Source organism: Planosporangium spinosum (assembly GCF_049999945.1).
GTDB classification, from domain to species: domain Bacteria; phylum Actinomycetota; class Actinomycetes; order Mycobacteriales; family Micromonosporaceae; genus Planosporangium; species Planosporangium spinosum.
On sequence record NZ_JBLYUB010000014.1, the window covers coordinates 1 to 26,599 of the forward strand.

A 26,599-nucleotide genomic window follows, 5' to 3' on the forward strand; every position below is an offset into this window, starting at 1 on the left:
GGGTCATCGCGTACTCCGTCCTCTGGGTGTTCTTGGTCGTTCACACAGAGACTCACGCGATGACCCTCTTCATGTCTGCGATACGCCGAAGTGGATCAGCTTCTACACCACTCGGTGGGACGCAACCCAGCCGTCGTCCGTCGACGGCTTCTGCCAGCAGTGCGGCCGTACCAACCAGCTCTACCCGTGCCCGCCGTCGCGACTGGCGCTCCAGGGCCTGGCGTACGCCTGCGGCGTGCCGGCCGACGCGGGCGGCTGGGCGGAGTACCTGCGCCGCCGGCACCGGCAGACCGGCCGGTGGTGACACCGATGGGCGTGTACCGGTCGCAGGTCGTCGCGTTCGCGCAGTACGCCGCCGCGCAGGTCGCCTACCACCGCCAGATCCTCGCGCTGCACGAGATCGACGGCACCGGCTGCTGCCGGCAGTGCGGCCGGGTCTGGCCCTGCGACCACACGCGCCATAGCCGACAGATGGTCGGTCACTTCGGACAGTGGGCGCCCGACGACAATGCTGAGCAACCGACGCGTGATCCCGCTCTGGTGCGGCCGTACACCGCCCCGGCCGCCCCCGGCCGCCCCGGCCGGTTGACCGGCGCGGGCTGCCGACCGGCGCTGGCCGCGGCTCCCGGCGCTCCAAGATCCGCATAATGTCGCACGTATTGCTGTTATCTGGCGACCTGAGGCAGCAAAGATTGCGACATTGCGCGGATCTTGGGGGCCGTGCGCGGCGACATTGCGCGGATCTTGGGGGCCGTGCGCGGCGACATTGCGCGGATCTGGGGGCGGCGGGGGCGCTCAGCTCGCGGCGGCGTCCCGCTTCGCCTTCTGGATCTGGGCGTACACGTGGCCGCGTAGCTCCACGAACCGGGGGTCGGACCGGGTGGTGAGCTGGTCGCGCTCGTCGGGCAGGTCGATGACCAGGTCGTCGGCTACCCGGGTCGGCGCCGCGCTGAGCATCAGTACCCGCTGGCCCAGGTAGACCGCCTCGTCGATGTCGTGGGTGACGAACAGCAGCGTGACGCCCAGCCGCTTCCACACCGACCGCACCAGGTCCTCCAGGTCGGCGCGGGTCTGCGCGTCGACGGCGGCGAACGGTTCGTCCATCAGGAGCACGCGGGGCTCGTACGCGATGGCCCGCGCGATCGCCGCCCGCTGCTGCATGCCGCCGGAGAGCTGCCACGGGTACGCGTGGTGCGCGTCGGCGAGCCCGACCGCGGCGAGCGCCTCGGTCACCAGCTCCCGCCGGCGCGCCTTGGTCAGTCCCTTCTGCTTCAGCGGCAGCTCGATGTTGTCGGCCACCCGCAGCCAGGGGAACAGGCTGCGCCCGTACTCCTGGAACACCACGGCCATGCCCGGCGGCGGCCCGGTGACCGGCGTGCCGTCGACGTGTACCGACCCGGAGGTCGGCGTCAGCAGGCCGGCGATGGACCGCAGCAGCGTGGTCTTCCCGCAGCCGGACGGGCCGACCAGGCAGGCGAACTCGCCCTCGGCGAGCGTGAAGGTGAGGTCGCCGACCGCCTCGACCCGGCGGCCGTGACCCTCGTACACCTTCCTGAGGTGCTGGACGTCCAGCATGAGCGTCTCCTTCTTCACAGGCTGTGGGTGGCGCGCTGGCGGTGGTACCAGGCCAGGACGCGCCGCTCGACGAGCCGGAACGTCCACGACAGCACCAGCCCGAGCAGGCCCAGGAGCAGCACGCCGCTCCACATCTCCGGGATCTGGAAGCCGCGCTGGAACTGCACCACCGTGAAGCCCAGGCCGCTGCTGGCCGCGAACATCTCGCTGATGACCATGAGGATGATGCCGATCGACAGTGCCTGCCGCGCGCCGGTCATGATCTGCGGACTCGCCGAGCGCAGCACGAGCTGGCGCAGCCGGGTCGCGCCGGTGATCCGGTACGTCGCGCAGGTGTCCCGCAGCACCGGGTCCACGGCACGCACGCCCTCGACCGTGTTGAGCAGGATCGGCCACACGCAACCCGACACGATGACGAGGATCTTCAGGCTGTTGCCGAAGGTGAACAGCATGATGATCGGTACCAGCACCGGCGGCGGGATGGCGCGCAGGAACTCCAGCAGCGGCTCGATGGCGGCTCGCAGCGCCGGCGACAGTCCGATCAGGACGCCCAGCGCCACCCCGAGGATCAGCGCCAGCGCGTAGCCGGTGACGAGCCGCCCCACGCTGGGCAGGACGTCGTCGACCAGCCGCGGGCCGATCCAGGTGTCGACGAACGCCGCCAGGATCTTCTGCAACGGCGGACGGTAGAAGTCGACGCTGCCGGCGCTGGCGAACCACCAGGCGGCGACGAGCGCGGCGGGCAGGGCGAGCGCCAGTACCGCGCGTTTGACGAGGGCGGTCATGCCGCCACCTCCCCCCGGACGGACGGGTGCCAGGACAGGACCCGTCGCTCGGCGGTACGGGTGAGCAGGTTCGCCGCCACCCCGACCACACCGGTCACCACGACCAGCGCGTACATGTCGGTGACGGCGTTGCCGGACTGGGCCAGGGCGATCTCCTTGCCCAGGCCGGGCGTGCCGATGACGAGCTCGCCGGTGATCGTGAGGACCAGCGCCACCGACGCGGCGAGCCGGAAACCGGTCACCACGTACGGCAGGGCGGTCGGCCACAGCACCGACCGGATCCGGGCCCAGCGCCCGAACCGGTAGCTGCGGGCGGTGTCCCAGGCCACCGGGTCCACGTCGGCGACGCCCTGCATCACCTGCACGAACGCCTGCCAGAACGACGCGTACACGACGAGCAGCAGGGTGCTGGACCGGCCGGTGCCGTACAGCAGCACCGCGAGCGGGATCAGCGCGACCGACGGGATCGGTCGCAGGAACTCCACGGTCGACGCCGTGGCCGCCCGCAGTACCGGTACCGAGCCGATCACGACGCCGGTGACGATCGCGGCGGCCATCGCGATCGCCAACCCGAGCAGCCAGGTGACGACGGTGTCACCGAGCGCCCCCCAGAACGCCGGCCGGGACAGCTGCCCGACCAGCGCCGCCAGGATCTCACTCGTGGGCGGCAGGTACGTCGCCGACACCGGTCCGATTCGCGGCACGGCCTCCAGGAGCAGGGCGAACCCCAGGAGGCCGGTCACGGGAAGGAGACGACGTATCACGGCAGGAGCGTGTCCAACGCCGGCGCCTTGTCCAGCAGCTTGTCGCCGACGGCCAGGTCGGTCAGGGTCTGCACCGAGGCCTTGTTGATCTCCGCCGGGAACGTCGGCAGCGCGATCTTCGCGGCCAGCTCGGGCTTGATGCTCGTGTACGTGGTGATGACCCGACGCACCTCGTCCGGGTTGGCGTCGGCGTAGGCCAGCGACTCCTTCATCGCCTCCTGGAACTTGCCGACGAGGTCCTTCTGGCCGGTGGCCACCTGCTCGGTGGTGAAGTAGCTGGCGATGGTGAGGTTCGGGGCCGCGTCGACGTAGTTGGAGGCGACGAGGCGGGCACCCTGCTCGATCGCGGTGGTCAGGAACGGCTCGACCACCCAGGCGGCGTCGACGCGGCCGGCCTGGAGCGCGGCGGGCATGTCGGGGAAGGCCAACTCGGTGAACTTGATGTCGGCCGGGTTGCCGCCGGCCTTGCGGACCGAGGCACGGACCGTGGTGTCGCCGATGTTCTTGAGGGTGTTGACCGAGACGGTCCTGCCGGAGAGGTCGGCGGCGGTCTTGATCGGGCTGTCGCCCTTCACCACGACGCCGGCGAAGTCCTTGCCGGCCACGCCGGTGGAGGCCACGCCGTTGCTGACCATCTTGACCGGCAGTCCGCGCGACTTGGCGAGCACCAGCGAGGTGATGTTGCTGAAGCCGAACGTGTACTGGCCGCTCATCACGGCGGGCACGATCGCGGCGCCACCCTGGCTGGTCTCCAGGGTGAGGTCGATGCCCCGCTTGCTGAAGAAGCCCTTCTCCTTGCCGAGGTAGATCGGGGCGACATCGACGATGGCGATGACGCCGACCTTGACCTTGGCGGGCTGCCCCGGCGCGGCGGACTGCGGGGCGGGGGAGGAATTGCCGCCGCACGCCGACGTGGCCGCCAAGGCCAGCACGGCGAGCAGGGCGGGGAAGACCTTTCGCATCGGAACTCCATCCCGAGTGGGCGGTCGGACGGGTCGTTCGTATAGCGCACGTTACGTTCGCAGAACGTACGACGTGGCCCTCGTCACGTCAATGTCACACGTCGATTCGTGGCCATTCCGCGACTGGAATCCCTGCAGATACGCGGATAGCGCCCACTGGAGGAACGTTGACCGCATGGTGACGTGGGTCGTACTGTCCGCTAGTAGAACTTTCGTTCTCTAAGCGAACACCGTCGCTACGCGAACCCCGTCTCTACGCGAACACCGTCTCTACGCGAACACCGTCTCTCAGTGAACCCGGCCGGAGTTGATGACATGACCCAGGTGGAGCGTCCGCGTACCCGACGCGACCCGGGTTCCTCCGGCGAGGGGCGAGCCGAGGACACCGAACCCGCGAACGACCGGATCACCCGCGGGCCGGACTTCGTCCAGTCGCTGGAGCGCGGCCTGGCGGTCATCCGGGCGTTCGACGCCGACCATCCCGAGCTGACCCTCAGCGAGGTCGCCGCGGCCACCGCCGTGACCCGGGCCGCGGCCCGCCGCTTCCTGCTCACCCTCGTGGGCCTGGGCTACGTGCGCGCCGACGGCCGCCGGTACTCACTGACCCCCCGCGTGCTCGAACTGGGGTACGCGTACCTGTCGAGCCTGTCGCTGCCCGAGGTGGCCGAGCCGCACCTGGAAGCGCTGGTCGCCGAGGTCAACGAGTCCTCGTCGATCTCGGTCCTGGACGGCGACGACGTCGTGTACGTCGCGCGCATCCCGACCTCACGGATCATGACGGTCGCGATCAACGTCGGCACCCGGTTCCCCGCCTACGCCACGTCGATGGGGCGTGTCCTGCTGGCCGGCCTGCCCGACGACGACCTCGACGCGTACCTGGCGAAGGTCGAGCCCGGCCGGCTGACCTCCCACACGGTCGGCTCCATATCGGCGCTGCGCGCCGAGATCCTGCGCGCCCGCGGCCAGGGGTGGGCCATCGTGGACCAGGAGCTGGAGGAGGGGTTACGCGCGGTCGCGGCGCCGGTACGCGACCGTCGCGGCCGCACCATCGCCGCGATCAACATCTCCGCCTCGGCGGGACGGTGGACGCCGGAGCGTATCCGCCGGGACCTCGTCCCGCCACTCGTGGCCACCGCCGCCCGCATCGAGGCCGACCTGCCGAGCGAGCGACGGCGCGGGTGACGACCCGCCGGACCTGACCGGACCGGGCGGGACCGTCGACGGGTCGAGCGGGCAGACGGGGCGGCGGCTCAGCCACGGATGCGGTCGGCGGCTCAGCCACGGATGCGGTCGGCGGCTCAGCCGCGGATGCGGTCGGCGAGGTCGACGACGGCGCCGACCACGGGCGCGCCGTCGAGCAGCACGGGGTCGTTGTGGTCGGCGCCCTCGACCGCGACCACCCGGAGCGGACCGCCCGCCCGGGTGGCCACCGTCCGGCTCTGCCCGGGCGGCACGACGGAGTCGGCCGTACCGTAGATCACCACCGTCGGCACGGTCACGGCGCCGATCAGGTCGGCCACCGGGTAGCGCTCGCGGAGCAGCGCGCGCACCGGCAGTACCGGGTAGTGGTGCCGGCCGACCGCGGCGAGATCCACGAACGGCGACCGCAGGACCAGCCCGGCCGGCGGATGCGCCACGGCCAGCTCGGTGACGACCGCCGCACCCAGGCTCTCGCCAAGGTAGACGATCCGGTCCGGCGTGAACCCCGCGGAGCCGACCAGGTACTCCCGCGCGGCGCGCACGTCCCGCGCGAGCCCGGACTGCGTCGGGCTTCCCGGGTTGCCGCCGTAGCCCCGGTAGTCGATCAGCAGCACCGTCAGCCCCGCGCCGGCCAGCGCCCGGGCGAGCGGCACCCGACCCAGCCGGCTACCGGCGTTGCCCGGCGCGACCAGGACGGCGACGCCCCGCCCCGGCCCGGCCGGCGCCACCAGCCAGGCGCCCAACCGCAGCCGGTCGGCCGTGTCGAGCAGCACGTCCCGCGCACCGGGAAGGACCGTCGCCGCGTCCGGTACCGGCTGCCGGTCCGGGAAGTAGGTCAACCGCCGCTGCACCCGCCCCAGGAACCCACCGATCGGGGACACCACCGCGCTACCGCTCGCCGGCGTCCGGTGCGGCGGGTGCGCGGTGCAGCCGTACCGCGGTGATGGCGCGCTCCTCGACGGCGGCGACCCGGGCCGTCCAACCGTCGAGATCGACCGCTTCTCCCGACGCGGTGGGGATGTGGCCGAGTCGGTCGAGGACGAGCCCGGCGACGGTGGTGTAGGCGCCGTTGCCGACGTCGGGGAGGACGACGCCGATGTCGGGGAGGTCGTGCAGCGGGAACCCGCCCGGTACCAGCAGGCTTCCGTCGAGCTGGCGGACCACCGACTGGATGTCCTGGTCGGTCTCGTCGTAGATCTCGCCGACGATCTCCTCGAGGACGTCCTCCAGGGTGACGATGCCGTTGGCGGCGCCGTGCTCGTCGACGACGACGGCCAGATGCTGCCGGGCGGCGCGCATCTGCCGCAGCGCGTCGACCACGGCCAGGGTGTCGGGCAGCAGCAGCGGTGGCCGGGCGTCGTCGGCGACCGTACCCGTGGCGCCGTTCCCACCGGTGGTGCTGTTGTCCCCGGTGGCGCCGTTCCCACCGGTGGTGCTGTTGTCCCCGGAGGTGCTGTTGTCCCCGGAGGTGCTGTTGCCCCCGGAGGTGCTGTTGTCGACGAGGTCGCGCAGGTGTACCACGCCGATGGTGTCGTCGAGCTCCACACCGCGTACGACGGGGGCCCGGCTGTGGCCGACGGTGGACAGGACGACCACCGCCTCGGCGGCGGGCATCCCGGCGGGCAGGCTGACCACGTCGCGGCGGGGCACCAGGATCTCCCGGAGGGTACGGTCGGCGATGTCGAAGGCCCCGGAGATGATGGTGCGCTGCTCGGTGCTGAACCCGCGACGCGACGAGACGAGGTCGCGGATCTCCTCGGCGGGTACCTCCTCGCGGGCCGTGTGCGGATCCGCACCGGCCAGCCGGACGAGCAGGTCGGTGGCCTTGGCCAGCAGCCACACCGCCGGACGGGACAGGGTCGACACTCCGTTGAGCAGGGGCGCGGCGAACAGCGCCCAGGACTCGCTGCGCTGCATGGCGATGCGCTTGGGCGCCAGTTCGCCGACGACGAGGGTGAAGAAGGTCAGCACGACGGTGACGACGAGGATGGCCACCGGGCCGGCCGCCGCGCCGAGGAAACCCAGGACCGGTACGAGGGGGCCGGCCAGCGACACCGCGGCGGTCGCCGACGCGAGGAAACCGGCCAGGGTGATGCCGATCTGGATGGTTGCCAGGTAGAGGTTGGGGTCACGGGCCAGGCGGGCGAGCGCCCGGCCCCGTTTGCCGCGGTGCTCCAGCTGGTGCACCTGGCTGTCGCGCAGCGAGATCAGGGCGATCTCGCTGCCGGAGAACAGCGCGTTCAGCAGCACCAGGATCACGACCAGCCCCAGCTGGGCCGCGTAGCCGTCCACGTCCCTCCCCGTCGGTCCGCTGGTCGGACCGCTGATGGCCGTGCTACTGATGGCCGTGCTATTGACAGCCGTGCTACCGGCAGCCGTGCTATTGACAGCCGTGCTGCTGACCTACCGGTCTTCTGGCGAACCTACCGGATGGAAGTGACCGGCTGGTCGCTGCCGCAGTACTTGCACTTGGTGGCGGCGGGCTTCAGATCGTCGGACAGGCACGCCGGGCAGGTCTTGGTGGGCGTGGGAGGCCCGAAGACCGTGATACCCCGGCGGGCCTGGACGCGCCGGTACGGCACGACGATCAGGAAGTACACCACCGCCATGAAGATGATGAAGTAGATGATCGCCGAGATGAAGGCGCCGAGGTCCAGGAACGTCCTGGTGTTGCCCGGACGGCCCAGCTGAACCCCCAGCCCGACGGAGTTGCCCCCCTGTGCGCGGGAGACCAGCGGGTTGACGATGGACGAGGTGAAGGCGTTGACCAGGTTGCTGAACGCCAGCGCGACAACCAGGCCGACGGCGGCGACGATGACGTCACCACGCATGAGGAAGTTCTTGAAGCCCTTGAGCATCGTCCCCTCCAGACGTGCGTACCGGCGACGCCCTGTCACCGGAGTTCCTGTCAGTGGCCGGGAGTCATCAACCGCTGGGCACGTGGACCCTGACGTCCCTGGGTAGCCTGCCGGGCGCCCGGGGTCTCAGCGCGGCGGGCGCCGAACGGGTCGCCTCACCGCCGCCGGTGGAGTGGTCCACCAGTACCGCGTCCGCCAGGTCGGGCGCCTCCTTCATCGCCACGAGGTCGTCGGCGGCGGGCGGCCAGCCGTGGCTGAGGGCGAGGGCTGCCCGGCACCCCGGTTCTTGGAGCAGATCCCGGTGCCGTGCCTGTCGTGATCCGACCCGTGCCCACGGCTACGACGTCCCTCCTCCCTGCCGCGCCGCGTCGAGCGGGGCGTGGCGATGGCGTGTCCGCGACCATGGTGGTCCGGCGCCATACCCGGTTGTACCGTCGCTACGCGTCGTCGGGCCGGCCAATCCGCGCCGAATGTCCGCGACGCGCGGGGAGTCACCCGCTCCCGGCGGGGCCCGGTTCCGGCTGTCCGGCCGGTTCCGGCGCCGATCGGCCCACCGGCCGTTCGGCCTGCACCCGCCGCCAGTGGTACGCGTAGAGCGGGCCGGCGATGAACAGCAACGTGCCGGAGCCGACCAGGCCCAGTACGGACTGCCGCCGCTGCGCGTCGCGGGCCACCTGCTGCCGGTGCCGCTGCTGCTCGGCGGTGAGGCCGGACGGGCTGTCCGGGAGTTCCAGCCCGAGGTACCCGGGTTCGGGGTAGAGCAGTTCGACCGCGTTGCGGACGAGGCCCACCGCGGCGAAGATCGAGATCACCAACGTGATGAGGCAGACCAGGTACAGGTACACGTTGCGCAGCGTCAGCCGATCCTGTCCGGTCATGGGTTGCTCCCTCCGACGGGCCGGTGCCGCCGGACACCGGCGTCGCCGCCATCCTCGCGCCCGCGCGCCGCGCGTGCCAGGCCGTTAGCGTCTACGACGTGGATGTGGAGGGTGTACCCGTGGCCGGTGGACCGGCCGACGGTGAGCAGGTGGCCGCGTCGCTGGCTGCCTGGATCGGCGGCATGACCTTCGTCGACCAGGGGCCGGACCAGGTTACGGCGCTACTGGTCGAGGCGGCGGCCGCGTGGGGGAGGGCGCAGGGTTGGCGGGTGTACCTGCGGGCGCCCAGCGTGCTGCCCCTTCCGCCCCCGTACGAGCACCGCCGGTCGAGCCTGGACGTGGCCTGTGCCCGGCCGACCGGCGCCCCGGTGGTGGTCGAGGTCGACCGCACCGACCGCCGCCGTACCCTCGACAAGCTCCTCGCCGAGGCCGCGGCGGGGCGGATCGCGATCTGGCTGCGGTGGGGTACCGGCCGGTTCGAGCCCCCGCCGGCCCCGGTCCGGATGGTGACCTGCCAGGTCACGCCGCGGCGCGGCCCCGCGGGTGGGGGCCGGTCGTACTCGCTGCTGCGGGAGGTCGACCGGCCGGCCCCGGCGCACACGCCCGTCGAGACCGGCCCCGACGAGCAGGGTGACCTGTTCACCGGCTGACCCCGACGATGTGGCCCTGTGCCTAACCGGCGCGCAACGCCTAACCGGCGCGCAACGCCGCAGTGTCGAACGCGACCAACGACTCCACCACGACACCGTTCCGCATCCGCATGCGATCGACGCCCTGCCACTCGGTGGCGGCACCGCCGACAGTCGCGTGCGCCCGCCAGCTGATGAACAGCAGGTCGTCGCGCTGAGCGTGGCCCGTCACCTCGAGCCTCAGGTCGGGGAAACGGTCGAGGGTTCCGGCCACCCGGTTCACCCAGGCGTCCGCCCCGCGGATCGGCTCCGCCAGCCCCGGCCAGGTCAGCACGATATCCGGGTCGGTCAGGGTGCGGATCTTCTCCGGCGTGGGGCTGGCCCATGCCGCCGTCCACCGTTCGACGAAGCCGTTCATCACCATCTCCTCGGTCAGCCAGTAACGTACTCAGGGTACGTACTTGCGGTACGCAATTTACGTACCCGTAGTATGTGGTGTCAACGGAGGGGGCGTGATGCGGCGTACGCAGGCGGAGCGGACCGAGACGACGACCTCGGGGCTCGTGGAGACGGCGGCCGGGCTGTTCGGCCGCGACGGCTACGCGGCCACCTCCATCGAGGACGTCGCCCGTGCCACCGGAGTCACCAAGGGGGCGGTGTACCACCACTTCGACGGCAAGGCCGGGCTGTTCCGGGCGGTCTTCGTACGGGAGGAGCAGCGGCTCGCGGAACGGCTGGTCGCCGCGGCGGGCGGGGCGACCGACCCGTGGACGGCCGTACGGGCCGGTTGCGCCGCGTTTCTCGACGCCTGTCTCGACCCGGCCGTGCGGCAGATCATCCTGCTGGACGGCCCGGCGGTACTCGGCTGGCAGGAGGTCCGCCGCATCGAGGACGACTACCTCGTCGCGCTGCTGCGCCGGGGACTCGAGCGGGCGGGCGGGGGGAACGTCGAGGCCCGCACCCACCTGCTGGTCGGGGCGCTCTGCGAAGCGGGCCTGCTGCTCGCCCGCGACCCGGGAGCGAAGGCCGCGCTCGGCCGGGAGGTGGGCCTGCTCATCGACGCGTACGCGACGCGCCAGCCGGATGCCGAGTGACCCGGCTGCGCGGCATCGCGGACAGCCTTACACGCACGCGGTCAGCCTCGCGGCACGCGGCCGGTCGGTAGTGGGCCGGGCCCACCGTCGGGGCCGTCAGCCGAGTGACGCGGTCGCCAACTTGACCGCGAAACCGACGAAGATCGCCGCAACCCCGGCGGTCAGGGCGCTGGACAGCGCGCGGCGGCGGCGGAACTGGACCGCCAGGTAGCTGCCGGTGAAGATCAGCGTGGTCAGGTACGCCGCGCTGACCAGTTCCACGATCGCGCCGAGCACCAGGAACGACAGCCAGGCGTGCGGGTACCCGGGCTGGACGAACTGGATGAAGAACGACACGAAGAACAGGATCGCCTTCGGGTTGAGCAGGCTGATTACCAGGGCGCGCCGGAACGGGTCGCGCTCCTCGGTCGCCGGTGCCGTGGTCGCCGGTGCCGTGGTCGCCGGTGCCTCGGTCGCCGGTGCCGTGGTCGCCGGTTGTTCGAGTTCCGGCTCCGGTCGGCGCCACCGCCGCCACGCCCCGCGCAGCATGTTCACGCCGATCCAGCACAGGTACCCGGCACCGGCGTACTTGACGACCGTGAACAGCGCCGGCTCGGCGCGCAGCAGCGAGGCGACCCCGGCGGCGGACAGCGTCATCAGTACCGCGTCGCCGATGAACACCCCGCACGCGCCGGCGTACCCGGTCCGTACCCCTCGCCTGGCCGCCACCGACAGGACGTACATCGAGTTCGGCCCCGGCAGCAGAACGATCGCCACGGTGCCGAGAAGGTACGCCCAGAGGTTGGTGATGCCCAGCATGCGCCCATGATGATCGCTCACCGGTGAACTGACCAGGGTGTCCTTGGCGACACGCCGTAGTCGACAGGGGCGTAGTCGACAGGGGCGTAGTCGACAAAGGTGTAGTAGATAGGGGCCGGAGTCGACTGGGCCGGAGTCGACTGGGCCGGATGGCGCGCCGGAGAACGGGCGCTACGTGGCCGGTGCCGCCGGGCGTGGCTGCCGGCCGGTGTGGACCAGCAGCACGATGGCGGTGAGAATGAGGGCGCCCCCGGCGAGTTGGACCGGCCCGAACGGCTCCGCGAGCAGGAGGGCCGCGAGGGCGACCGTGACGACGGGTTCGAGGGTCGACAGGGTGGCGGCCGTACTGGGGCCGAGCCTCGCCAGCCCGGCGAAGAACGTGACGATGGCCAGGACGGTGCTGACGAGCGCGATGGCGCCGACCGCCGCCCAGCCGCCGGTACCGTGCGGCAGGCGTGGCCCGCCCGCCGCCATCGGCACGGCGAGGACGACCGCCGCGGTGCCGGTGATGACCGCGGTGGACGGTATCGCACCGGCCCGCGCCGTGACCCCGGCACCGGCCACGATGTATGCGGCGTAGATGACCGCGGCCGCCACCCCCAGCAGTACCCCGAGCGCCATCCCGGAGGTCGGTCGGGTGAGCCCGCCGCTACCACCGACGGTCAGCGCGGAGCCGACGAGGGCGAGGACCAGGGCCGCCAGTTTGGTCCGCGTCAGCCGCTCGCGACCGGTGGCAGCAGCGAGCACCGTGACGAACCCCGGGTACAGGTACAGCAGCAGCGACACCAGGCCGGCGGGGGCGAGGGTCAGCGCGGTGAAGAACGTTACCGACTGTCCCACGTACCCGATTCCGCCGAGAGCGGCCAACGCCAGCAGCGTGCGTCCGCGTGGCAGCGGGAGTCCCCGGACCCGGACGACGACCAGCAGGACCGCCGCGGCGAGCGCGAACCGCAGGGTGAGCACGGTGAACACGTTGGCGCCGGAGTCGTACGCGACGCGGGCGAAGATGGCCATCGCGCCGAACGACGCGGCGGACGTCGCGATCAGGGCCGCGCCCACCCACCGCGACCGGTCCGGCGCCGGGTGGACCGCCGCGCTGGCCACTGTTGTCTCTCCGGTCGGTGTCTCTCCGGTCGGTGTCTCCGCGGTCGGGCCGCTCGTCGCCCGGGCCGGTCCATCGGCCGTTCTCTCGTCCGCTGTTGGCACCCCAGGACCCTCTCACGGTCACGAACGGCCGGGCCAGGCCGGCCGCGCACCACTGGTACCAGGCGGGCACCGGTTCCGGGTGGGTACCGGCTCTGGTGGTGCCGGTTTCAGGCGGTACCGGCCTCAGTGGGCGCCGGCGAGTGCGGCCCGGACGTGGCCGACGAGTTCCCCGGGCGAGACCGGTTTGCGCAGCAGGCCGACCACACCCGGTGCGTCCGCGGCGGTGATGGTGGCCGAACCCCCGGTCACCACGATGACCGGGATGTCCGCGACGGTGGGATCGGCCCGTAGGGCGGCGACCAGTTCCAGCCCGGTCATGCCCGCCGGCATGTCGACGTCGGTGAGCACAAGATCCGGCCGCCGGTCCCGGACCTGGGTGAATGCCGACGTGCCGTCCGGGCACGGGATGACGCTGTATCCGCGCCGGGTGAGCGTGCGCGAGTACAGCGCGCGGAGTTCGGGGTTGTCTTCGGCGATCACCACAGAGGACATCGAGGCTCCCGGGTTCGTGCGGCCTTTGAGGGTTTGGGCTGTCTGCAGGATGTGCGGTGGCTGGGGGAGGCCGTGGCCGATGACCCCTCGGAGTGCCGGTCCGCGGTTCATCGGTCCGCAGTTCATCGGCGCGCGGTTCATCGGTCCGCGGTTCATCGGCGCGCGGTTCATCGGCGCGCGGTTCACCTGCTGCGGGTGGGGCTCGGCTGGGCCGCGCTGCCCTCACGCGGCCGTTCGCGGGTCCGTTCCCGGATCCGGTCGCGTGGGTCGTCGCTGAGGCTCGGGGTCGGCGTGGCCAACGCAGCCTGGCAGAACCGGTCGACCAGTTCCCGGCCGCCGGCGGCGGCCAGCAGGCCCGAGAAGGCCGGGGTGTCGAGTGCCTTGCCCCGTTCGGCCTTGTTTCCGGCATGGTAGGCCCGGCACAGGCCGAGCAGCGCCGGCGTCGGCACCTTCGCGGAGGGACTGGCGGAAGCCTGGACGCTCCGGGCCGCCTTCGGGCTGCTGTGGCCGGTGGCCCCGGCCGGCCGGGTGACCGACGGGGAAGCGGCGGCCAGCCCCGCCCTGCCGACCGGAGCTGGAGGTGCGAGCGGGTTGGGCAGCGTGCCGGTACCGGCTGCCAGGGCGACTCCGCCAGCGGTCGTCACCGCGAGGGCGGCGACCACCTTGACGGTGAGCGCCTTCGCCACCGTCGTCCGGACCGAGGAGAACCGCCGGGGGCGGGGGATCGGCGTGCGTCGAGCCGTCCGGAAGGCGTCCAGGGTCGCCTGTTCACCGGCCAACTCGTCCGGGCGGCCGGGTACGGTGGCCGCGGTCAGCAGGGCCTGGAGCGGTGGATGGCTGTCGCGTAGGCCCATCGGCTCACCGGCGAGCAGATGCTCCGCGGTGCGGCGGTCGATGCGGCGCTGGTCATGGCTGTTCATCTCGTCCCTGTTGGCGTCGTGACCCTCTGATCTGTCACACCGTTGGTGGCCGGGATGGGCGCGGAGTCCATCACACCGCCGGCACCGGTCATCCCCACGGTGGTTGTCGCATCCCTGCCGGTCGTGATGTGCGCGCTGATTGTGGTGTTCGCGCTGGTCGTGATGTGCGCGCTGGTTGTTGTATTCGCGCCGGTTGTGGTGTTCGCGCCGGCCGCCGCCGTGCCAGCCACGCCCGCGGTGGTCGTCGCGGTCGGGACGGTCGCCCCACCGGCGGCCGCCGTGGTGACCCGGTCGAGGTGCTCGGCGAGCCGGCGCAGCCCCCGGTAGGAAGCGGTACGTATGGCACCCGCCCGCTTGCCCAGTACCTTCCCTGCCGTTTCGGCGTCGAGGCCGACGACGACCCGCAGCAGTACCGCCTCCGCCTGGTCGCGGGGCAGCGACCGGATCAACGCCAGCGCCGCGTCGGTGGAGATCGCGTCCGAGGCGCTCTGTGCGGTGTCCCAGTTGCCCGGCAGTTCCACCAGGTCCTCGATCGGTGTGCTCACCGCGGGCCGCCGGCGCCGGTGGCGCAGGTGGTCCATGGCCCGGTGCCGGCCGATCGTCGCGGCCCAGGCGCGGAACTCGTCCCGGCCGCGAAAGGCGTGCAGGTCCCGGGCGATCTGCAGCCACGTCTCGGACGCCACGTCCTCGGCGTCGTCGCCCACGAGAGCCCGCAGGTAGCGCAGCAGCCCCGGTTGGACCGCCCGGTACAGACTGCGGAACGCCTCCTCGTCACCGTCCTGCGCAGCCGAGACCAGCGGAGACAGATCCGTTGACCGCGCTGAACCTGGTTTACGTGTTGTCACCAGGACACTCCACCTCGCCATGCAGTAACGCCATGTCTTTCAAGGCGTCAGTACGGGCAAAAACGTCACAGCATGCGCGAAAACGCCTTAGCCCGGTGAATAACGCACGGTAGACGAAGCGGACGTGGTGCCGGCGATGTGACCAGTTCGCCGTCGGTCAGGGGTCGCCCGAGCGTGCCGGTCGATCAGGCGGCTACCCGGGGGCGTCGCTGCCTCATCCAGGAGTTCAGATCGGGTACCGGCGTCCGGCGGTCCTCGACGAGCGGGCGCACCGGGGCCGCCGCGGCCTGCTCCGCCCGTACCAGGCGAGCCAGGCCGGCGAGGGCCAGCCCGTCCAGTTCGTAGGCGGCGTCGTCGTCGAGACCGGCGACGAAGCGCTCCCGGTCCTGCGCCCGGGTGAGGTCGCCGTCCGTGCTCTCCCAGTCGTCCATGGCGCGAAGGACGTTACGCAGTTCCGCCACGTCCGCCAGCAGCGTGGGCTTATCGGTCATGTGTGTTTACCTCCTGCCCGGTTTAGCGCCGTACCTCCACGTTTCGTCACACCCCGTGTTCACGAACGGGTGAACGGCCCGCCGGTCCCGGTGCCGGACGACCGGCCGGGGCTCCGTCGCCGACGCTCGCCGACGCTCGCCGACGCTCGCCGACGCTCGCCGACGCGCAACGACCGGGTCGTCAGGCGCAGCTCGACCCACTGTCGTGGGGCGAGCTGCCGTCGTGGGGTGAGCTGCCGTCGTGGGGTGAGCTGCCGTCGTGGGGCGAGCTGCCGTCGTGGGGCGAGGTGTCCCCGTGCGCCACCAGCCGGTCGAGTTCGTCGCGCCGCGGCGCGGTGGCGGAGCCGGCGCGCGTCACGGCGAGAGCCGCGGCGGCGTTGGCGACGCGTACGGCCGCCCGTACCGACCCTGTCCGGTGCAGCTCGGCCAGGAACGCGCCGGTGTGGGCGTCGCCGGCACCGGTGCTGTCCACGGCGGTGACCGCCGGCGCGGGTACGTGCTCGGGTTCCGCCGCGCCGGGCGGGTACAGGGTGCAGCCGCGGGCACCTCGGCGCACCAGGAGCACGCAGCGCGGGTGCAGCCGGTCGCGCAGTACCCGGCTCGCCTCGTCGACGTCCGCCCACCCGGTGAGCAGTCGGGTCTCCCGTTCGTTGAGCGTGAGGACGTCGGTACGGTCCAGCACCGGGTCGAGTACCCGCGGCGGGATCTGGTCGGCCAGCGGGCCTGGATCGAGGACCAGCAGCGAATCGTCGAGGTCGAGGCACCAGGCGGCCACCGCCGGACCGGTGACGGGGTAGACCAGGTCGTACCCGGACAGGTACAGCGCGTCGCCGGGACGCACCGCCACGCCGGCCAGGTCGTCGGCGGTCAGCTCGGACTCGACGCCGGGGCTGGTGACGAAGGTGCGTTCGGCGTCCGGCTCCACCAGCCCGACGCAGCAGCCGGTGTCGCCCGGGGCGGTCGGCAGCAACCGCTCGACCCCCTCGGCGGCGAGTGCGGCGGCGACCAGGGTGCCGAACGGCCCGTCGCCGACCCGTCCGGCGAGCGCCGCGGGCAGCCCGAGCCGCCGCGCCGCCGCGAGTACGTTGAAGCCACCGCCGACCTGGGTCGCCGCCCCCGTGGCCAGGACGTCGCCGCCGCGTTCGGGTAGCCGGGGTACCGGCATGAGAATGTCGACGATGACGCTGCCGACGACGACCAGCCGGTACGGCGGGTGACTCACCGCGCCACCTCCGCGTGCTTCCCCTGCGAATGCCGGTGCCGCTCCCGCAGCGCGAGCAGCCGCCCGGCGAGCGCCGCGAGGTCGAGGTCGGGGTTTGCCGCGCCGAGCGCGTCCACCGCGCCGCGGGGCAGCGCGGCGTACCCGTGGCAGGTGCCGCTGATCGCGCCGACCATCGCCGCCACGGTGTCGCAGTCGCCGCCGAGGCTCGCCGCCGCCAGACACGCCTGGAAGGGGTCGTCGGGGTGGAGGGCGACGACGGCGAACGCCGCCGGTACCGCCTCCTGGGTCGCCACTCCCGTGCCGACCAGCCGGTAGATGACGTCCAGCGGGTCGTCACCGGTCCCGGTCTCCCCGCTGGCCGTGACCAGGTCACAGGCCCACTCGATACGCGCCGCGACGTCCGCGCCGGGGACGTAGTGCCCGCGCGTCGCGCCGATCCGCGCGGCGTCGATACCGCGCCGAAGTGCCTCGGCCGGTGCGGCACCGTCGATCCCGGCACTGACCGCGGCGGCGACGGCGGCGGCCCCGGCGTTCGCCACGGTGGTGTCGTGGGTGACCCGGTTGCTGTCGGCGACGGCGTCGACGAGCCGGTCGACCGGGTCCGCGGGGTAGGCGATCCCCACCGGCGCCACCCGCATCGCGGCGCCGTTGGTGTCGCCCCACCGGCCGGTCGTCCCGGCCGGGGTACCCTCGGCCAGCAGCCGCAGGGCGCGGCGGGTGGACGGGCCGAGCAGGTCCGCCGATCCCCGCTCGACCATCCGGGTCTCCCAGGACAGCAGTTCGTCGGCCAGTCGCCGCGGGTCCACCCGGCCGGTTCCCTCGACCAGCAGCCGGCCCACGATCACGGCCTGGTCGGTGTCGTCGGTGACCCGGCCGGCCGGGGTACCGCGGCTGATCTCGTTGTCGTCCGGCGCGTCGACGAACCAGGTGAGCACGCCGTACCGGGCCCGGATGGCCTCGCGTGTCAGCAGTTGGGTCGGCATGCCCAGGGCGTCGCCGAGGGCCAGGCCGGTGAGCGCGCCGAGGGCCCGGTCGTGCCGCCCGCTGACCTGCTGCCCGCTGACCTGCTGCCCGCTGTCGTGCCGGTCGTTGTCGTTCCGTCCGGTCTCGTGCTGGTCGCTCACCCGGCCCGCCCGGCGGTGGCGTGCGCCCGCGGTCGCCGGGGATCCGGGCCGCCGGCGGGGTGCTTGACCAGTACAGACATCTCCAGTACACACAAGCTGATCACGATCAGGCTGTCAAGCGGCGGTGACGAGGAGGTACCCGTGCCCGGCCCGCCCGACCCGTACCGGCTCGCCGCCGACGCCGCGGCCGCGCTCGCCGAGGCGACCGGCTGCGACCGGCACGACGCCGTCGTCGTACTGGGCAGCGGCTGGGGTGGCGCCGCCGACGCGTTCGGGGTACCGGCGGTCGAACTGCCCATGGCCGACCTGCCCGGGTTCCACCGGCCGGTGGCGGTGGGCCACCCGGGCCTCGTCCGGTCGTACGCGCTCGGCACGACCCGCCTGCTGTGCCTGCTCGGGCGTACCCACCTCTACGAGGGGCTCGGCGTCGACGCCGTGGCACATGCGGTACGCACGGCCGCGGCGGCCGGCTGCCGAACCGCGGTGCTCACCAACGCCAACGGTTCGCTGCGCCCGGAGTGGCCGCCCGGCACCGGTGTCGTCATCGGTGACCACCTGAGCCTCAGCGGTGTCTCGCCGCTGCGCGGCCCGCGTTTCGTGGACCTTTCCGACTGCTGGAGCCCGCGGCTGCGGCGTCTCGCTCGGGACGCCGACCCGGCCCTCGTCGAGGGTGTCTACGCGTTCCTGCCCGGTCCGCACTACCAGACACCGGCGGAGCCGCGGATGTTGCGCACGCTCGGCGCCGACGTCGTGGGCATGTCGACCGTGGTCGAGGCGATCGCGGCGTGCGAGGCCGGGCTGGAACTGCTCGGCCTGTCAGTGGTCACCTCGGTCGAGATCGGCGGCGGTCCGACCGACCCGGCCGAGGTCGTGGCCGTGGCGGAGGCGTCCGCCACACGGCTGGGCAGCGTGATCCGGGCCGTCCTTGAACACGGCGCCGTCCTCGAACACGGCGCCGTCCTCGAACACGGCGCCGTCCTCGAACACGGCGCCGTCCTCGAACACCGCGCCGTCCTTGAACACGGCGCCGTCCGTGAACACCGCGAAGCAGGAGGAACACCATGACCGCAGAGGCGCCGAGCGCGGGTACCCGACCGCCCCAGCCCGCAGGTGGGCCGGCGGGGCTTCCGGTTGAGATCAACGGGGTCAACGTCATCGCCGAGTCCGAGCGCAAGGGCCGCCCCCGCGACCTGTTCTGGCCGTGGTGCGCCGCGAACGTCTCCGTCCTCGGCATCAGCTACGGCTCGTTCCTGCTCGGCTTCGGCGTCTCGTTCTGGCAGGCCACGGTGGCCGGTGTGCTCGGTACCGTGGTGTCGTTCCTGCTCGTGGGGTTCGCGTCGCTGGCCGGCAAGCGGGGCTCGGCCCCCACGATGATTCTCAGCCGGGCCGCGTTCGGGGTGCGCGGCAACGCACTGCCGGCGGCCCTGAGTTACATTCTGCTCGTCGGCTGGGAGGTCGTCCTGTGCGCGCTCGCCACGCTGGCCACGGCGACCGTGTTCGGTCGGCTCGGCTGGGGCAGCGGCAACCTGACGAAGGTCGTCGCGTTCCTCGTGGTGGCCGCGATCGTCGTGCTCGCAGGGATCCTGGGCTTCGACGCGATCATGCGCGTACAGGGCGTCATCACGATCGCGACCGCCGTCCTGACAGTGGGATACGTGGCATTGACCGCCGGACACGTCTCCTGGTCGGCGGTGTCGTCGGCGCCGGGCGGGTCGGCTGAGGCGCTCGTCGGCGCCTTCATCTTCGCGATGACCGGCTTCGGGCTCGGCTGGGTGAACTCCGGCGCGGACTACTCGCGGTACCTGCCGCGCACCGCCTCCAGTCGGGGCGTGGTCGGCTGGACGACGTTCGGTGCGAGCGTGGCACCGGTGGTCCTGGTGGTCTTCGGCCTGCTGCTCGCCGCGTCCGACTCCGACCTCAACACCAAGATCGGTGCCGACCCGATCGGGGCACTCACCACGCTGCTGCCGACCTGGTACCTCGTGCCGTTCGCCCTGGTGGCCATCCTCGGCCTGATCGGCGGCGCGGTGCTCGACATCTACTCGTCGGGGCTGACGCTGCTGACCCTCGGGCTGCGCGTGCCGCGATGGGTGGCGGCCGGCGTCGACGGCGTGTTGATGATCGTTGGAACCGTCTACATTGTCTGGTACGCCGACAGTTTCCTCGGCCCGTTCCAGGGGTTCCTCATCACCCTCGGGGTACCGATCGCCGGCTGGTGCGGCGTGTTCCTCGCCGACCTGGCGCTGCGCCGGGGCGCGTACGCCGACGCCGACCTCTACCGGCCGGGCGGCCGCTACGGCGCGGTCAACCCGCTCGCGGTGAGCCTGGTCGTGGCCGCCACGGTCGTGGGCTGGGGCCTGGTGACCAACACGTTCGCCTCGTGGCTGTCCTGGCAGGGTTACCTGCTGTCGGCACTGGGTCTCGGCGGCAGGTCCGGTGCCTGGGCGTACGCCAACCTCGGTGTGGCCGCCTCGTTCGCGGTCGGGTTCGTCGGGTACCTGGCGTTCGGCCGCCGGCGGGTCCGCGCGCAGGAGAGCGCCGACCGAGCCGCATGACCGGGCCCCGGACAACCCGCTGATCCGGGCGGCACACGGACCTGGCCAGGCAGCCGATCCGGGCGGCACACGGACCTGGCCAGGCAGCCGATCCGGGCGGCACACGGACCTGGCCAGGCAGCCGATCCGGACGTCGGGCCAGCTGCCACTCGAAACGAGCGGCTGGACGGAGCCCTCGTAGATCTTGGAGAGTTTGGCACCAATATCGGTGCCAAACTCTCCAAGATCGAAACAGTTGGTTCACGACCGGGCATGTTCAGCGCCGTTCTCCGGCCTTCGATGGTCGGCAGGACAGCCTCTGCCGTTGCCACGGTCCACGGTGAGCCGCGGTCCACGGTGAGCCGCGGTCCACGGTGAGCCGCGGTCCACGGTGAGCCGCGGTCCACGGTGAGCCGCGGTCCACGGTGAGCCGCGGTCCACGGTGAGCCGCGGTCCACGGTGAGCCGCGGCCTGCTGGGGCTATGGCCTATCGGGGGCTGCGGCCTGCCGGGGCTATGGCCTACCGGGAGCGCAGTGTCCGGCTGCGGCCCCGGAACTCCGCCACGACCTCGCCGTCCCGCCGTACGGTGATGTCGTAGATACCGCTGCGGCCGTGCCGGATCCGCTCGACGGCCTCAGCGACCAGGTGGTCACCGAGCCGGACCGGCGCGAGGAAGTCGATCTCCGCCTGGGCGGCCACGGTCACCGATCCCGGGTAGTTGCAGGCGCAGGCGAACGTGCTGTCGGCGAGCAGGAACACGTACCCGCCGTGGGCGATCCCGTGACCGTTGAGCATGGTTTCGGTCACCGTCATACGCAGCACCGCCCGGCCGGGCGACAGTTCCACCGGCTCGATGCCGAGCGCGGCGGACGCCCGGTCCGCCGCCAGCATCGCCGCCGCGCCGCCGCTGTGCCCCGCGCCGTTGATGCTGTGCCCCGCGCCGTTGGCGCTGTGCCCCGCGCCGTTGGCGCTGTGCGACGCGCCGTCGGTGTGTCCCGTCGCCTCCATCGGTGCCTCCTGCCCCCGGCCCACCGCTGTCGGTGTCGCGGCGGCCCTGCGGCGCGAGGCTAACAGTGTCATGCCTACGGCAGGGTGTCCGCATCGTCATGCCGACGGCGTGGTGCCAGCATTGTCATACCGACGGCATAGCGTCCGGTCATGACCGTTGACATTGATCGGTTGATCGCGTCGCTTCCATCGGGGATGTTGCCGCACGGTCGCCTGGTAGCGCCGGAGGACGGTGGATCGCCGCGGTACTGGTTGAGCGACGGCCCGACCGAATCCACGCGGTGGGCCCGGTTGCGTTCCCACCACTCCGGTTCCGGACTGTGGCCGTTGCTGCTGAGCGGGCTGTCGGGTGATGCCGCGCGACCGTGGGCCGACGGTGAGGTATATCCGGCCCGCATGTCCTCGCCGGATCGTCACGACGCCGCGGAGGTACTGGCGAGGTGGTGGGCCGCCTGCACCGAGACCGACGAGGATGAGATCGACGAGCCCGCCGCCGACGAGTACGCCGAGCTGGTGGAGGTCACCGCCCCGTTCGGGGGCCACTGGCCCGGCCTCGCCGATGCCGGCGATTCCGAGGGCCCGTCGGGGGCTTCGCGGAGGAGTACGCCGATTTCCTCGCCGGCCGGTCGACGCGCCTCGGGCTCGTGCCCGCGGCTCGCGGCGCCGACGCGTTGACTGTCGTCGGTTGGTCCGGCCCCACCAACCACACCAACGACACGGGTGAGATCTCGGCGGTCGTACGGAGCTGGGAGGAGCGGTTCGGTGCGCAGGTCGTGGGGGTCGGGTTCGACACCCTGTACCTGAGCATCGCGGCACCGCCGACGTCGCTGAGCCACGCGCTACGGGTGGCCGCCGAGCACTTCGCCTTCTGTCCCGACCTCGTCTGGCAGGGTACCGGGACCTTGACCGCGTACGCCGAGCAGCTCGTCGGCGTGAACAACTGGTCGTTCTGGTGGGACTAGCCACCGGCCGATGACGCGGTACCGGCTACGCGAAGCTCCGGATCCGTGGCACGGTTGGTGGCGTGACCGAGACGATCAACGACGGCGACGACGCGTACCTCTGGCTGGAGGACCTCGACAGCGAGGCCGCGGCGCGGTGGGTCGGCGAGCGCAACGCCGGGACCGTGGCGGCGTTGACCGAGGATCCCGGGTTCGCGCGGCTGTGCGACGAACTGCGGGAGGTCCTCGACTCCGCCGACCGCATACCGCTGCCGAGCCTGCGCGGGGAGCACCTGTACAACCTGTGGAAGGACGCGGACCATCCCCGCGGCCTGTGGCGGCGTACCACGCTCGACGGCTACCGCCGGCCGGAGCCCGACTGGGAGATCCTCCTCGACCTCGACGCCCTGGCCGAGCGGGAGGGCGAGAGTTGGGTGTGGCAGGGCGTGGAGGTGCTGCGGCCCGGGTACGAGCGCTGCCTGATCAGTCTCTCCCGGGGCGGTTCCGACGCCAGCGTGGTGCGGGAGTTCGATCTGCGTACCCGGTCCTTCGTCCCGGACGGCTTCGCGCTGCCCGAGGCCAAGAGCAGCGTCGGCTGGATCAACGTCGATGAGATCTATGTCGGGACCGACTTCGGCCCCGGTTCGCTGACCACGTCCGGCTACCCGCGGATCGTCAAGCGGTGGCGGCGGGGCACCCCGCTGTCGGAGGCGGTGACGGTCTTCGAGGGCAGCCGGGACGACGTGGCGGTCTACGCGGAGCACGACCCGACACCGGGCTTCGCGCGCGACTTCGTCGGGCGGTGGCCGGACTTCTTCCGGGACGAACGGTACGTCCTCGCCGGCACCGGCGAGCTGACCCGCATCGAGGTACCCGACGACGCGCGGATCGACGTCCACCGCGAGTGGCTGCTGATCCGGCCGCGGTCGGAGTGGACCGTCGGTACGGTGACCTACCCGGCCGGTGCTGTCCTCGTCACCCGTCTCGACGCGTTCCTGGCCGGTGACCGTGACCTGACGCCTGTGTTCGAACCCGACCCGCACACCTCGTTGAGCTACCACGTGTGGACCCGCAACCATCTGATCCTCGCCATGCTGTCGGATGTGCGGAGCCGGATCGAGGTGCTCACCCCCGGCCCGGGCGGTTGGCGGCGGGAACCGCTCGCCGACTCCGATCCCGCGGGATTCGACCATGTCGACGTGGTGGACACCGACCCGGACAGCGGCGACGCGCACCTGCTGTCGTCGAGTGGGTTCACCCGGCCCGCCGCGCTGCGGTACGGGCGGGTCGGCGGCGACGTCGAGACGCTCAAGCGGGAACCCGGGTTCTTCGACGCGGACGGCCTGTCGGTCCGCCAGTTCTTCGCCGTGTCGGCCGACGGTACGCGGGTGCCGTACTTCGTCGTCGGGCCACCGGACCCGGCCGCCGGCCCGACGCTGCTCACCGCGTACGGCGGCTTCGAGGTTTCCTTGACCCCGAGCTATGACGGTGTGATCGGTCGTGGCTGGCTGGCCAGGGGCGGCACCTACGTGGTGGCCAACATCCGGGGCGGCGGCGAGTACGGCCCGCGCTGGCACCGGGCCGCGCTGCGGGAGAACCGGCCGCGGGCGTACGCCGACCTCGCCGCCGTCGCCACCGACCTGGAGCGGCGGGGTATCGCCACTCCGGCGAGCCTCGGCGTGCGCGGCGGCAGCAACGGTGGTCTGCTGACCGGGGTGATGCTCACCCGGTACCCGGAGCTGTTCGGGGCGATCGTCAGCGAGGTGCCGCTGCTGGACATGCGGCGTTACCACACCCTGCTGGCCGGGGCGTCCTGGATGGCCGAGTACGGCGACCCGGACTCCGAGGCCGACTGGGCGTACCTGCGGACGTTCTCGCCGTACCACAACGTGCGCGCCGGTCAGCCGTACCCACCGGTCCTGTTCGTCACCTCCACCCGTGACGACCGGGTGCACCCCGGCCATGCCCGCAAGATGGTGGCCCGGCTGCGCGAGTACGGCTACGACGTGTCGTACTACGAGAACGTCGAAGGCGGGCACGGCGCGGCGGCCGACAACGCCCAACTGGCGTTCAAGCGGGCGCTGATCCTCGAGTTCCTCTGGCAGCGGTTGAAGCGGTGACGGTCCCTCGCGCTGAAGCGGTGACGGTCCCTCGCGCTGAAGCGGTGACGGTCCCTCGCGCTGAAGCGGCGACGGTCCCTCGCGCTGAAGCGGCGACGGTCCCTCGCGCTGAAGCGGTGACGGTCCCTCGCGCTGAAGCGGTGACCGGGCGGCGACGAATATGCGTTGACCTGAACCGTGGTTGAGGTCCTACGGTCGTGCCGAGTCGCGGTGGAAGGTCCACCGGTCGGGGAGGCACACGATGGACATGGAAGTCACCGCATGGCATTCGCTGTACCACGCGATGCACGCGCAGGAGGAGCGGCGGCCGTTCTCCCGCGCGACGCTGCGCCGCATCGGCCGGTTCGCCCGGCCGCACCGCCGGGAACTGGCACTCTTTCTGCTGCTCAGTATCGTGACGGCGGTGCTGGCGGTCGCCGCGCCGGTGCTCGCCGGCCGGGTCGTCGACGGGATCGTCCACCGTGCCTCGTCCGACGTCGTCGTCGGGCTCGCCGTACTCATCGCCGTCATCGCGGTGGTGGAGGCCGGCCTGGGGATCCTCACGCGGTGGCTGTCGGCACGGATCGGCGAGGGGCTCATCCTCGACCTGCGTACGACCGTGTTCGACCACGTACAGCGCATGCCGGTCGCCTTCTTCACCCGTACCCGCACCGGGGCGCTCGTGAGCCGCCTCAACAACGACGTCATCGGCGCGCAACGGGCCTTCAGCGACACCCTCTCCGGGGTGGTCGGCAACCTGGTGACCCTCGCGCTCACGCTCGTGGTGATGGTCGGGATCTCCTGGCAGATCACCCTGCTCGCGCTGTTGATGCTGCCGCTGTTCGTGCTGCCGGCGCGGCGGATGGGTACCCGGTTGGCCCGGCTGGAACGGGAGGCCGCCAACCACAACGCGTCGATGAGTACCCAGATGACCGAGCGGTTCTCCGCTCCGGGTGCGACGCTGGTGAAGTTGTTCGGCCGGCCCGCCGAGGAGTCGGCGGAGTTCGCCGCGCGGGCCCGGCGGGTACGCGACATCGGCGTGCGTACCGCGATGGTGCAGTGGGTGTTCATCACCGCGCTGACCCTGGTGTCGGCGCTCGCGCTCGCGCTGGTCTACGGTCTCGGCGGCTTCTACGCGCTCCGCGGGCAGCTGGAGCCGGGTGCGGTCGTCTCCCTCGCGCTGCTGCTGACCCGCCTGTACGCGCCGTTGACCGCGCTCGCCAGCGCCCGGGTCGAGGTGATGAGCGCGCTGGTGAGCTTCGATCGGGTGTTCGAGATCCTCGACCTCAAGCCGCTCATCGAGGACAAGCCGCAGGCCCGGCCGGTACCCGACGGCCCGGTGTCGGTGGAGTTCGATCGCGTGCGCTTCGCCTACCCGGCGGCGGACAAGGTGTCGCTCGCGTCGCTGGAGGAGGTGGCGACCCTCGACACCCGCGGCGGCGAGCAGGTACTGCACGACGTGTCGTTCCGCGTCGAACCGGGACAGCTGGTGGCGCTGGTCGGGTCGTCGGGCGCCGGGAAGTCGACGATCGCCCAGTTGATGCCGCGACTGTACGACGCCGGGGAGGGCGCGGTCCGGCTGTCCGGCGTCGACGTACGGGACCTGAGCGCCGACTCGATCCGGGACACCCTCAAGATGGTGACCCAGGACGGGCACCTGTTCCACGAGTCGATCCGGGCCAACCTGCTGCTGGCGCGGCCGGAGGCGACCGACGACGAGCTGTGGGACGTCCTGCGCCGGGCGCGACTGGACGCCCTGGTCGCGGCGCTGCACGACGGGCTGGACACGATCGTCGGTGAGCGCGGGTACCGGCTCTCCGGCGGCGAACGCCAGCGCCTCACGATCGCGCGGATGCTGCTGGCCCGTCCCCGGGTGGTGATCCTCGACGAGGCCACCGCCCACCTCGACTCGACGTCGGAGGCGGCGGTCCAGGAGGCGCTGGGCGAGGCCCTGGCCGGGCGGACCGCCGTGGTGATCGCGCACCGGCTGTCCACCGTACGGGCCGCCGACCAGATCCTGGTCATCGAGGACGGGCGGATCGTCGAGCGCGGCACGCACGCCGACCTGCTCGCCGCCGGCGGCCGGTACGAGGAGCTGTACCGGACCCAGTTCGACCAGCGGCCGGCCACGGAGGTGGCCGCCGCATAGGCCGTCATCGCACAGGCCGTCATC

28 protein-coding genes are annotated in these 26,599 nt (G+C 72.1%); 10 read left to right on the forward strand and 18 right to left on the reverse strand.

Annotated features, from left to right (window positions below):
- The coding region (locus tag ACNTMW_RS19020) for a hypothetical protein (protein ID WP_426635016.1) at nucleotides 1-304 on the forward strand (304 nt) is incomplete at its 5' end.
- Between the two features lie 5 nt (nucleotides 305-309).
- On the forward strand, nucleotides 310-648 hold the full coding sequence (locus ACNTMW_RS19025; RefSeq protein ID WP_426635017.1) for a hypothetical protein: 339 nt from the start codon (nucleotides 310-312) through the stop codon (nucleotides 646-648).
- 147 nt (nucleotides 649-795) lie between these two features.
- Here ACNTMW_RS19025 and ACNTMW_RS19030 read toward each other — a convergent pair whose 3' ends face one another.
- The 4 genes from ACNTMW_RS19030 to ACNTMW_RS19045 are packed head-to-tail and all read right to left on the reverse strand — an operon-like array spanning nucleotide 796 to nucleotide 4,086.
- Entirely contained in the window at nucleotides 796-1,575 is a 780-nt protein-coding gene (locus ACNTMW_RS19030; RefSeq protein ID WP_426635018.1) for an ABC transporter ATP-binding protein, read from the reverse strand.
- Nucleotides 1,576-1,589: 14 nt separating this feature from the next.
- Nucleotides 1,590-2,360 carry an ABC transporter permease gene (locus ACNTMW_RS19035; protein ID WP_426635019.1) on the reverse strand — a complete coding sequence of 257 codons (771 nt, stop codon included), beginning with the start codon at nucleotides 2,358-2,360 and terminating at the stop codon, nucleotides 1,590-1,592.
- On the reverse strand, nucleotides 2,357-3,103 hold the full coding sequence (locus ACNTMW_RS19040; protein WP_426635020.1) for an ABC transporter permease: 747 nt from the start codon (nucleotides 3,101-3,103) through the stop codon (nucleotides 2,357-2,359). Before ACNTMW_RS19040 ends, ACNTMW_RS19035 begins: the two co-directional genes overlap by 4 nt.
- A gap of 17 nt (nucleotides 3,104-3,120) precedes the next feature.
- The gene (locus ACNTMW_RS19045) at nucleotides 3,121-4,086 is read right to left on the reverse strand and encodes an ABC transporter substrate-binding protein (RefSeq protein ID WP_426635021.1); all 966 of its coding nucleotides are present in this window, start codon (nucleotides 4,084-4,086) and stop codon (nucleotides 3,121-3,123) included.
- A 315-nt stretch (nucleotides 4,087-4,401) separates the two neighbouring features.
- On the opposite strand from ACNTMW_RS19045, the gene ACNTMW_RS19050 reads away from it, so the two are divergent.
- Nucleotides 4,402-5,268 (forward strand): IclR family transcriptional regulator domain-containing protein, encoded by an 867-nt coding sequence (locus tag ACNTMW_RS19050; protein ID WP_426635022.1) that lies wholly within the window; start codon nucleotides 4,402-4,404, stop codon nucleotides 5,266-5,268.
- A 116-nt stretch (nucleotides 5,269-5,384) separates the two neighbouring features.
- Here ACNTMW_RS19050 and ACNTMW_RS19055 read toward each other — a convergent pair whose 3' ends face one another.
- From ACNTMW_RS19055 to ACNTMW_RS19070, 4 genes are all read right to left on the reverse strand, one after another.
- Entirely contained in the window at nucleotides 5,385-6,170 is a 786-nt protein-coding gene (locus ACNTMW_RS19055) for an alpha/beta hydrolase (RefSeq protein ID WP_426635023.1), read from the reverse strand.
- Between the two features lie 4 nt (nucleotides 6,171-6,174).
- A complete protein-coding gene (locus ACNTMW_RS19060; protein WP_426635024.1) occupies nucleotides 6,175-7,578 on the reverse strand; it encodes a hemolysin family protein in 1,404 nt (467 codons plus the stop codon).
- A 131-nt stretch (nucleotides 7,579-7,709) separates the two neighbouring features.
- A complete protein-coding gene (locus ACNTMW_RS19065; protein WP_426635025.1) occupies nucleotides 7,710-8,183 on the reverse strand; it encodes a large conductance mechanosensitive channel protein MscL in 474 nt (157 codons plus the stop codon).
- A 452-nt stretch (nucleotides 8,184-8,635) separates the two neighbouring features.
- Nucleotides 8,636-9,022, reverse strand: coding sequence for a hypothetical protein (locus ACNTMW_RS19070; RefSeq protein ID WP_426635026.1), 387 nt, complete (start codon nucleotides 9,020-9,022; stop codon nucleotides 8,636-8,638).
- A gap of 98 nt (nucleotides 9,023-9,120) precedes the next feature.
- Between ACNTMW_RS19070 and ACNTMW_RS19075 the strand changes: the two genes are divergently transcribed.
- On the forward strand, nucleotides 9,121-9,672 hold the full coding sequence (locus tag ACNTMW_RS19075; RefSeq protein WP_426635027.1) for a hypothetical protein: 552 nt from the start codon (nucleotides 9,121-9,123) through the stop codon (nucleotides 9,670-9,672).
- Between the two features lie 40 nt (nucleotides 9,673-9,712).
- On the opposite strand, the gene ACNTMW_RS19080 is transcribed toward ACNTMW_RS19075, so the two are convergent.
- Nucleotides 9,713-10,069 carry a nuclear transport factor 2 family protein gene (locus tag ACNTMW_RS19080; RefSeq protein WP_426635028.1) on the reverse strand — a complete coding sequence of 119 codons (357 nt, stop codon included), beginning with the start codon at nucleotides 10,067-10,069 and terminating at the stop codon, nucleotides 9,713-9,715.
- Between the two features lie 97 nt (nucleotides 10,070-10,166).
- Here ACNTMW_RS19080 and ACNTMW_RS19085 point away from each other — a divergent pair, with 97 nt between their 5' ends.
- Nucleotides 10,167-10,745: a TetR/AcrR family transcriptional regulator gene (locus ACNTMW_RS19085; RefSeq protein ID WP_426635029.1), complete on the forward strand. Its 579-nt coding sequence runs from the start codon at nucleotides 10,167-10,169 to the stop codon at nucleotides 10,743-10,745.
- Between the two features lie 96 nt (nucleotides 10,746-10,841).
- On the opposite strand, the gene leuE is transcribed toward ACNTMW_RS19085, so the two are convergent.
- The 8 genes from leuE to ACNTMW_RS19125 form a co-directional block, all read right to left on the reverse strand.
- The gene (leuE, locus tag ACNTMW_RS19090; protein ID WP_426635030.1) at nucleotides 10,842-11,543 is read right to left on the reverse strand and encodes a leucine efflux protein LeuE; all 702 of its coding nucleotides are present in this window, start codon (nucleotides 11,541-11,543) and stop codon (nucleotides 10,842-10,844) included.
- 171 nt (nucleotides 11,544-11,714) lie between these two features.
- The gene (locus ACNTMW_RS19095) at nucleotides 11,715-12,647 is read right to left on the reverse strand and encodes a DMT family transporter (protein ID WP_426635031.1); all 933 of its coding nucleotides are present in this window, start codon (nucleotides 12,645-12,647) and stop codon (nucleotides 11,715-11,717) included.
- A gap of 225 nt (nucleotides 12,648-12,872) precedes the next feature.
- Nucleotides 12,873-13,241 carry a response regulator gene (locus ACNTMW_RS19100; protein WP_426635032.1) on the reverse strand — a complete coding sequence of 123 codons (369 nt, stop codon included), beginning with the start codon at nucleotides 13,239-13,241 and terminating at the stop codon, nucleotides 12,873-12,875.
- Nucleotides 13,242-13,423: 182 nt separating this feature from the next.
- Entirely contained in the window at nucleotides 13,424-14,161 is a 738-nt protein-coding gene (locus ACNTMW_RS19105) for a hypothetical protein (RefSeq protein WP_426635033.1), read from the reverse strand.
- Nucleotides 14,158-15,006, reverse strand: coding sequence for an RNA polymerase sigma factor (locus ACNTMW_RS19110; RefSeq protein ID WP_426635034.1), 849 nt, complete (start codon nucleotides 15,004-15,006; stop codon nucleotides 14,158-14,160). Before ACNTMW_RS19110 ends, ACNTMW_RS19105 begins: the two co-directional genes overlap by 4 nt.
- A gap of 185 nt (nucleotides 15,007-15,191) precedes the next feature.
- Nucleotides 15,192-15,497, reverse strand: a complete 306-nt coding sequence (locus tag ACNTMW_RS19115) for a hypothetical protein (protein ID WP_426635035.1) — start codon at nucleotides 15,495-15,497, stop codon at nucleotides 15,192-15,194.
- Nucleotides 15,498-15,678: 181 nt separating this feature from the next.
- Complete coding sequence (locus ACNTMW_RS19120) at nucleotides 15,679-16,719, reverse strand: PfkB family carbohydrate kinase (protein ID WP_426635036.1); 1,041 nt, start codon at nucleotides 16,717-16,719, stop codon at nucleotides 15,679-15,681.
- Nucleotides 16,716-17,843, reverse strand: a complete 1,128-nt coding sequence (locus ACNTMW_RS19125) for an ADP-ribosylglycohydrolase family protein (RefSeq protein ID WP_426635037.1) — start codon at nucleotides 17,841-17,843, stop codon at nucleotides 16,716-16,718. The genes ACNTMW_RS19120 and ACNTMW_RS19125 overlap by 4 nt, the downstream gene beginning before the upstream one ends.
- Nucleotides 17,844-17,984: 141 nt before the next feature.
- On the opposite strand from ACNTMW_RS19125, the gene ACNTMW_RS19130 reads away from it, so the two are divergent.
- Together ACNTMW_RS19130 and ACNTMW_RS19135 are read left to right on the forward strand one after the other, a co-directional pair.
- Nucleotides 17,985-18,908: a purine-nucleoside phosphorylase gene (locus tag ACNTMW_RS19130; RefSeq protein ID WP_426635038.1), complete on the forward strand. Its 924-nt coding sequence runs from the start codon at nucleotides 17,985-17,987 to the stop codon at nucleotides 18,906-18,908.
- On the forward strand, nucleotides 18,905-20,398 hold the full coding sequence (locus ACNTMW_RS19135) for a purine-cytosine permease family protein (RefSeq protein WP_426635039.1): 1,494 nt from the start codon (nucleotides 18,905-18,907) through the stop codon (nucleotides 20,396-20,398). The genes ACNTMW_RS19130 and ACNTMW_RS19135 overlap by 4 nt, the downstream gene beginning before the upstream one ends.
- A gap of 499 nt (nucleotides 20,399-20,897) precedes the next feature.
- Here ACNTMW_RS19135 and paaI read toward each other — a convergent pair whose 3' ends face one another.
- Nucleotides 20,898-21,269, reverse strand: coding sequence for a hydroxyphenylacetyl-CoA thioesterase PaaI (paaI, locus tag ACNTMW_RS19140; protein ID WP_426635185.1), 372 nt, complete (start codon nucleotides 21,267-21,269; stop codon nucleotides 20,898-20,900).
- 761 nt (nucleotides 21,270-22,030) lie between these two features.
- On the opposite strand from paaI, the gene ACNTMW_RS19145 reads away from it, so the two are divergent.
- The 3 genes from ACNTMW_RS19145 to ACNTMW_RS19155 all read left to right on the forward strand — a co-directional run bounded on the left by ACNTMW_RS19145 (nucleotide 22,031) and on the right by ACNTMW_RS19155 (nucleotide 26,575).
- Complete coding sequence (locus ACNTMW_RS19145) at nucleotides 22,031-22,348, forward strand: DUF4253 domain-containing protein (RefSeq protein WP_426635040.1); 318 nt, start codon at nucleotides 22,031-22,033, stop codon at nucleotides 22,346-22,348.
- 62 nt (nucleotides 22,349-22,410) lie between these two features.
- Nucleotides 22,411-24,447, forward strand: a complete 2,037-nt coding sequence (locus tag ACNTMW_RS19150; protein WP_426635041.1) for a prolyl oligopeptidase family serine peptidase — start codon at nucleotides 22,411-22,413, stop codon at nucleotides 24,445-24,447.
- A 241-nt stretch (nucleotides 24,448-24,688) separates the two neighbouring features.
- Nucleotides 24,689-26,575 carry an ABC transporter ATP-binding protein gene (locus ACNTMW_RS19155; protein WP_426635042.1) on the forward strand — a complete coding sequence of 629 codons (1,887 nt, stop codon included), beginning with the start codon at nucleotides 24,689-24,691 and terminating at the stop codon, nucleotides 26,573-26,575.
- The last annotated feature ends 24 nt before the right edge of the window (nucleotides 26,576-26,599 follow it).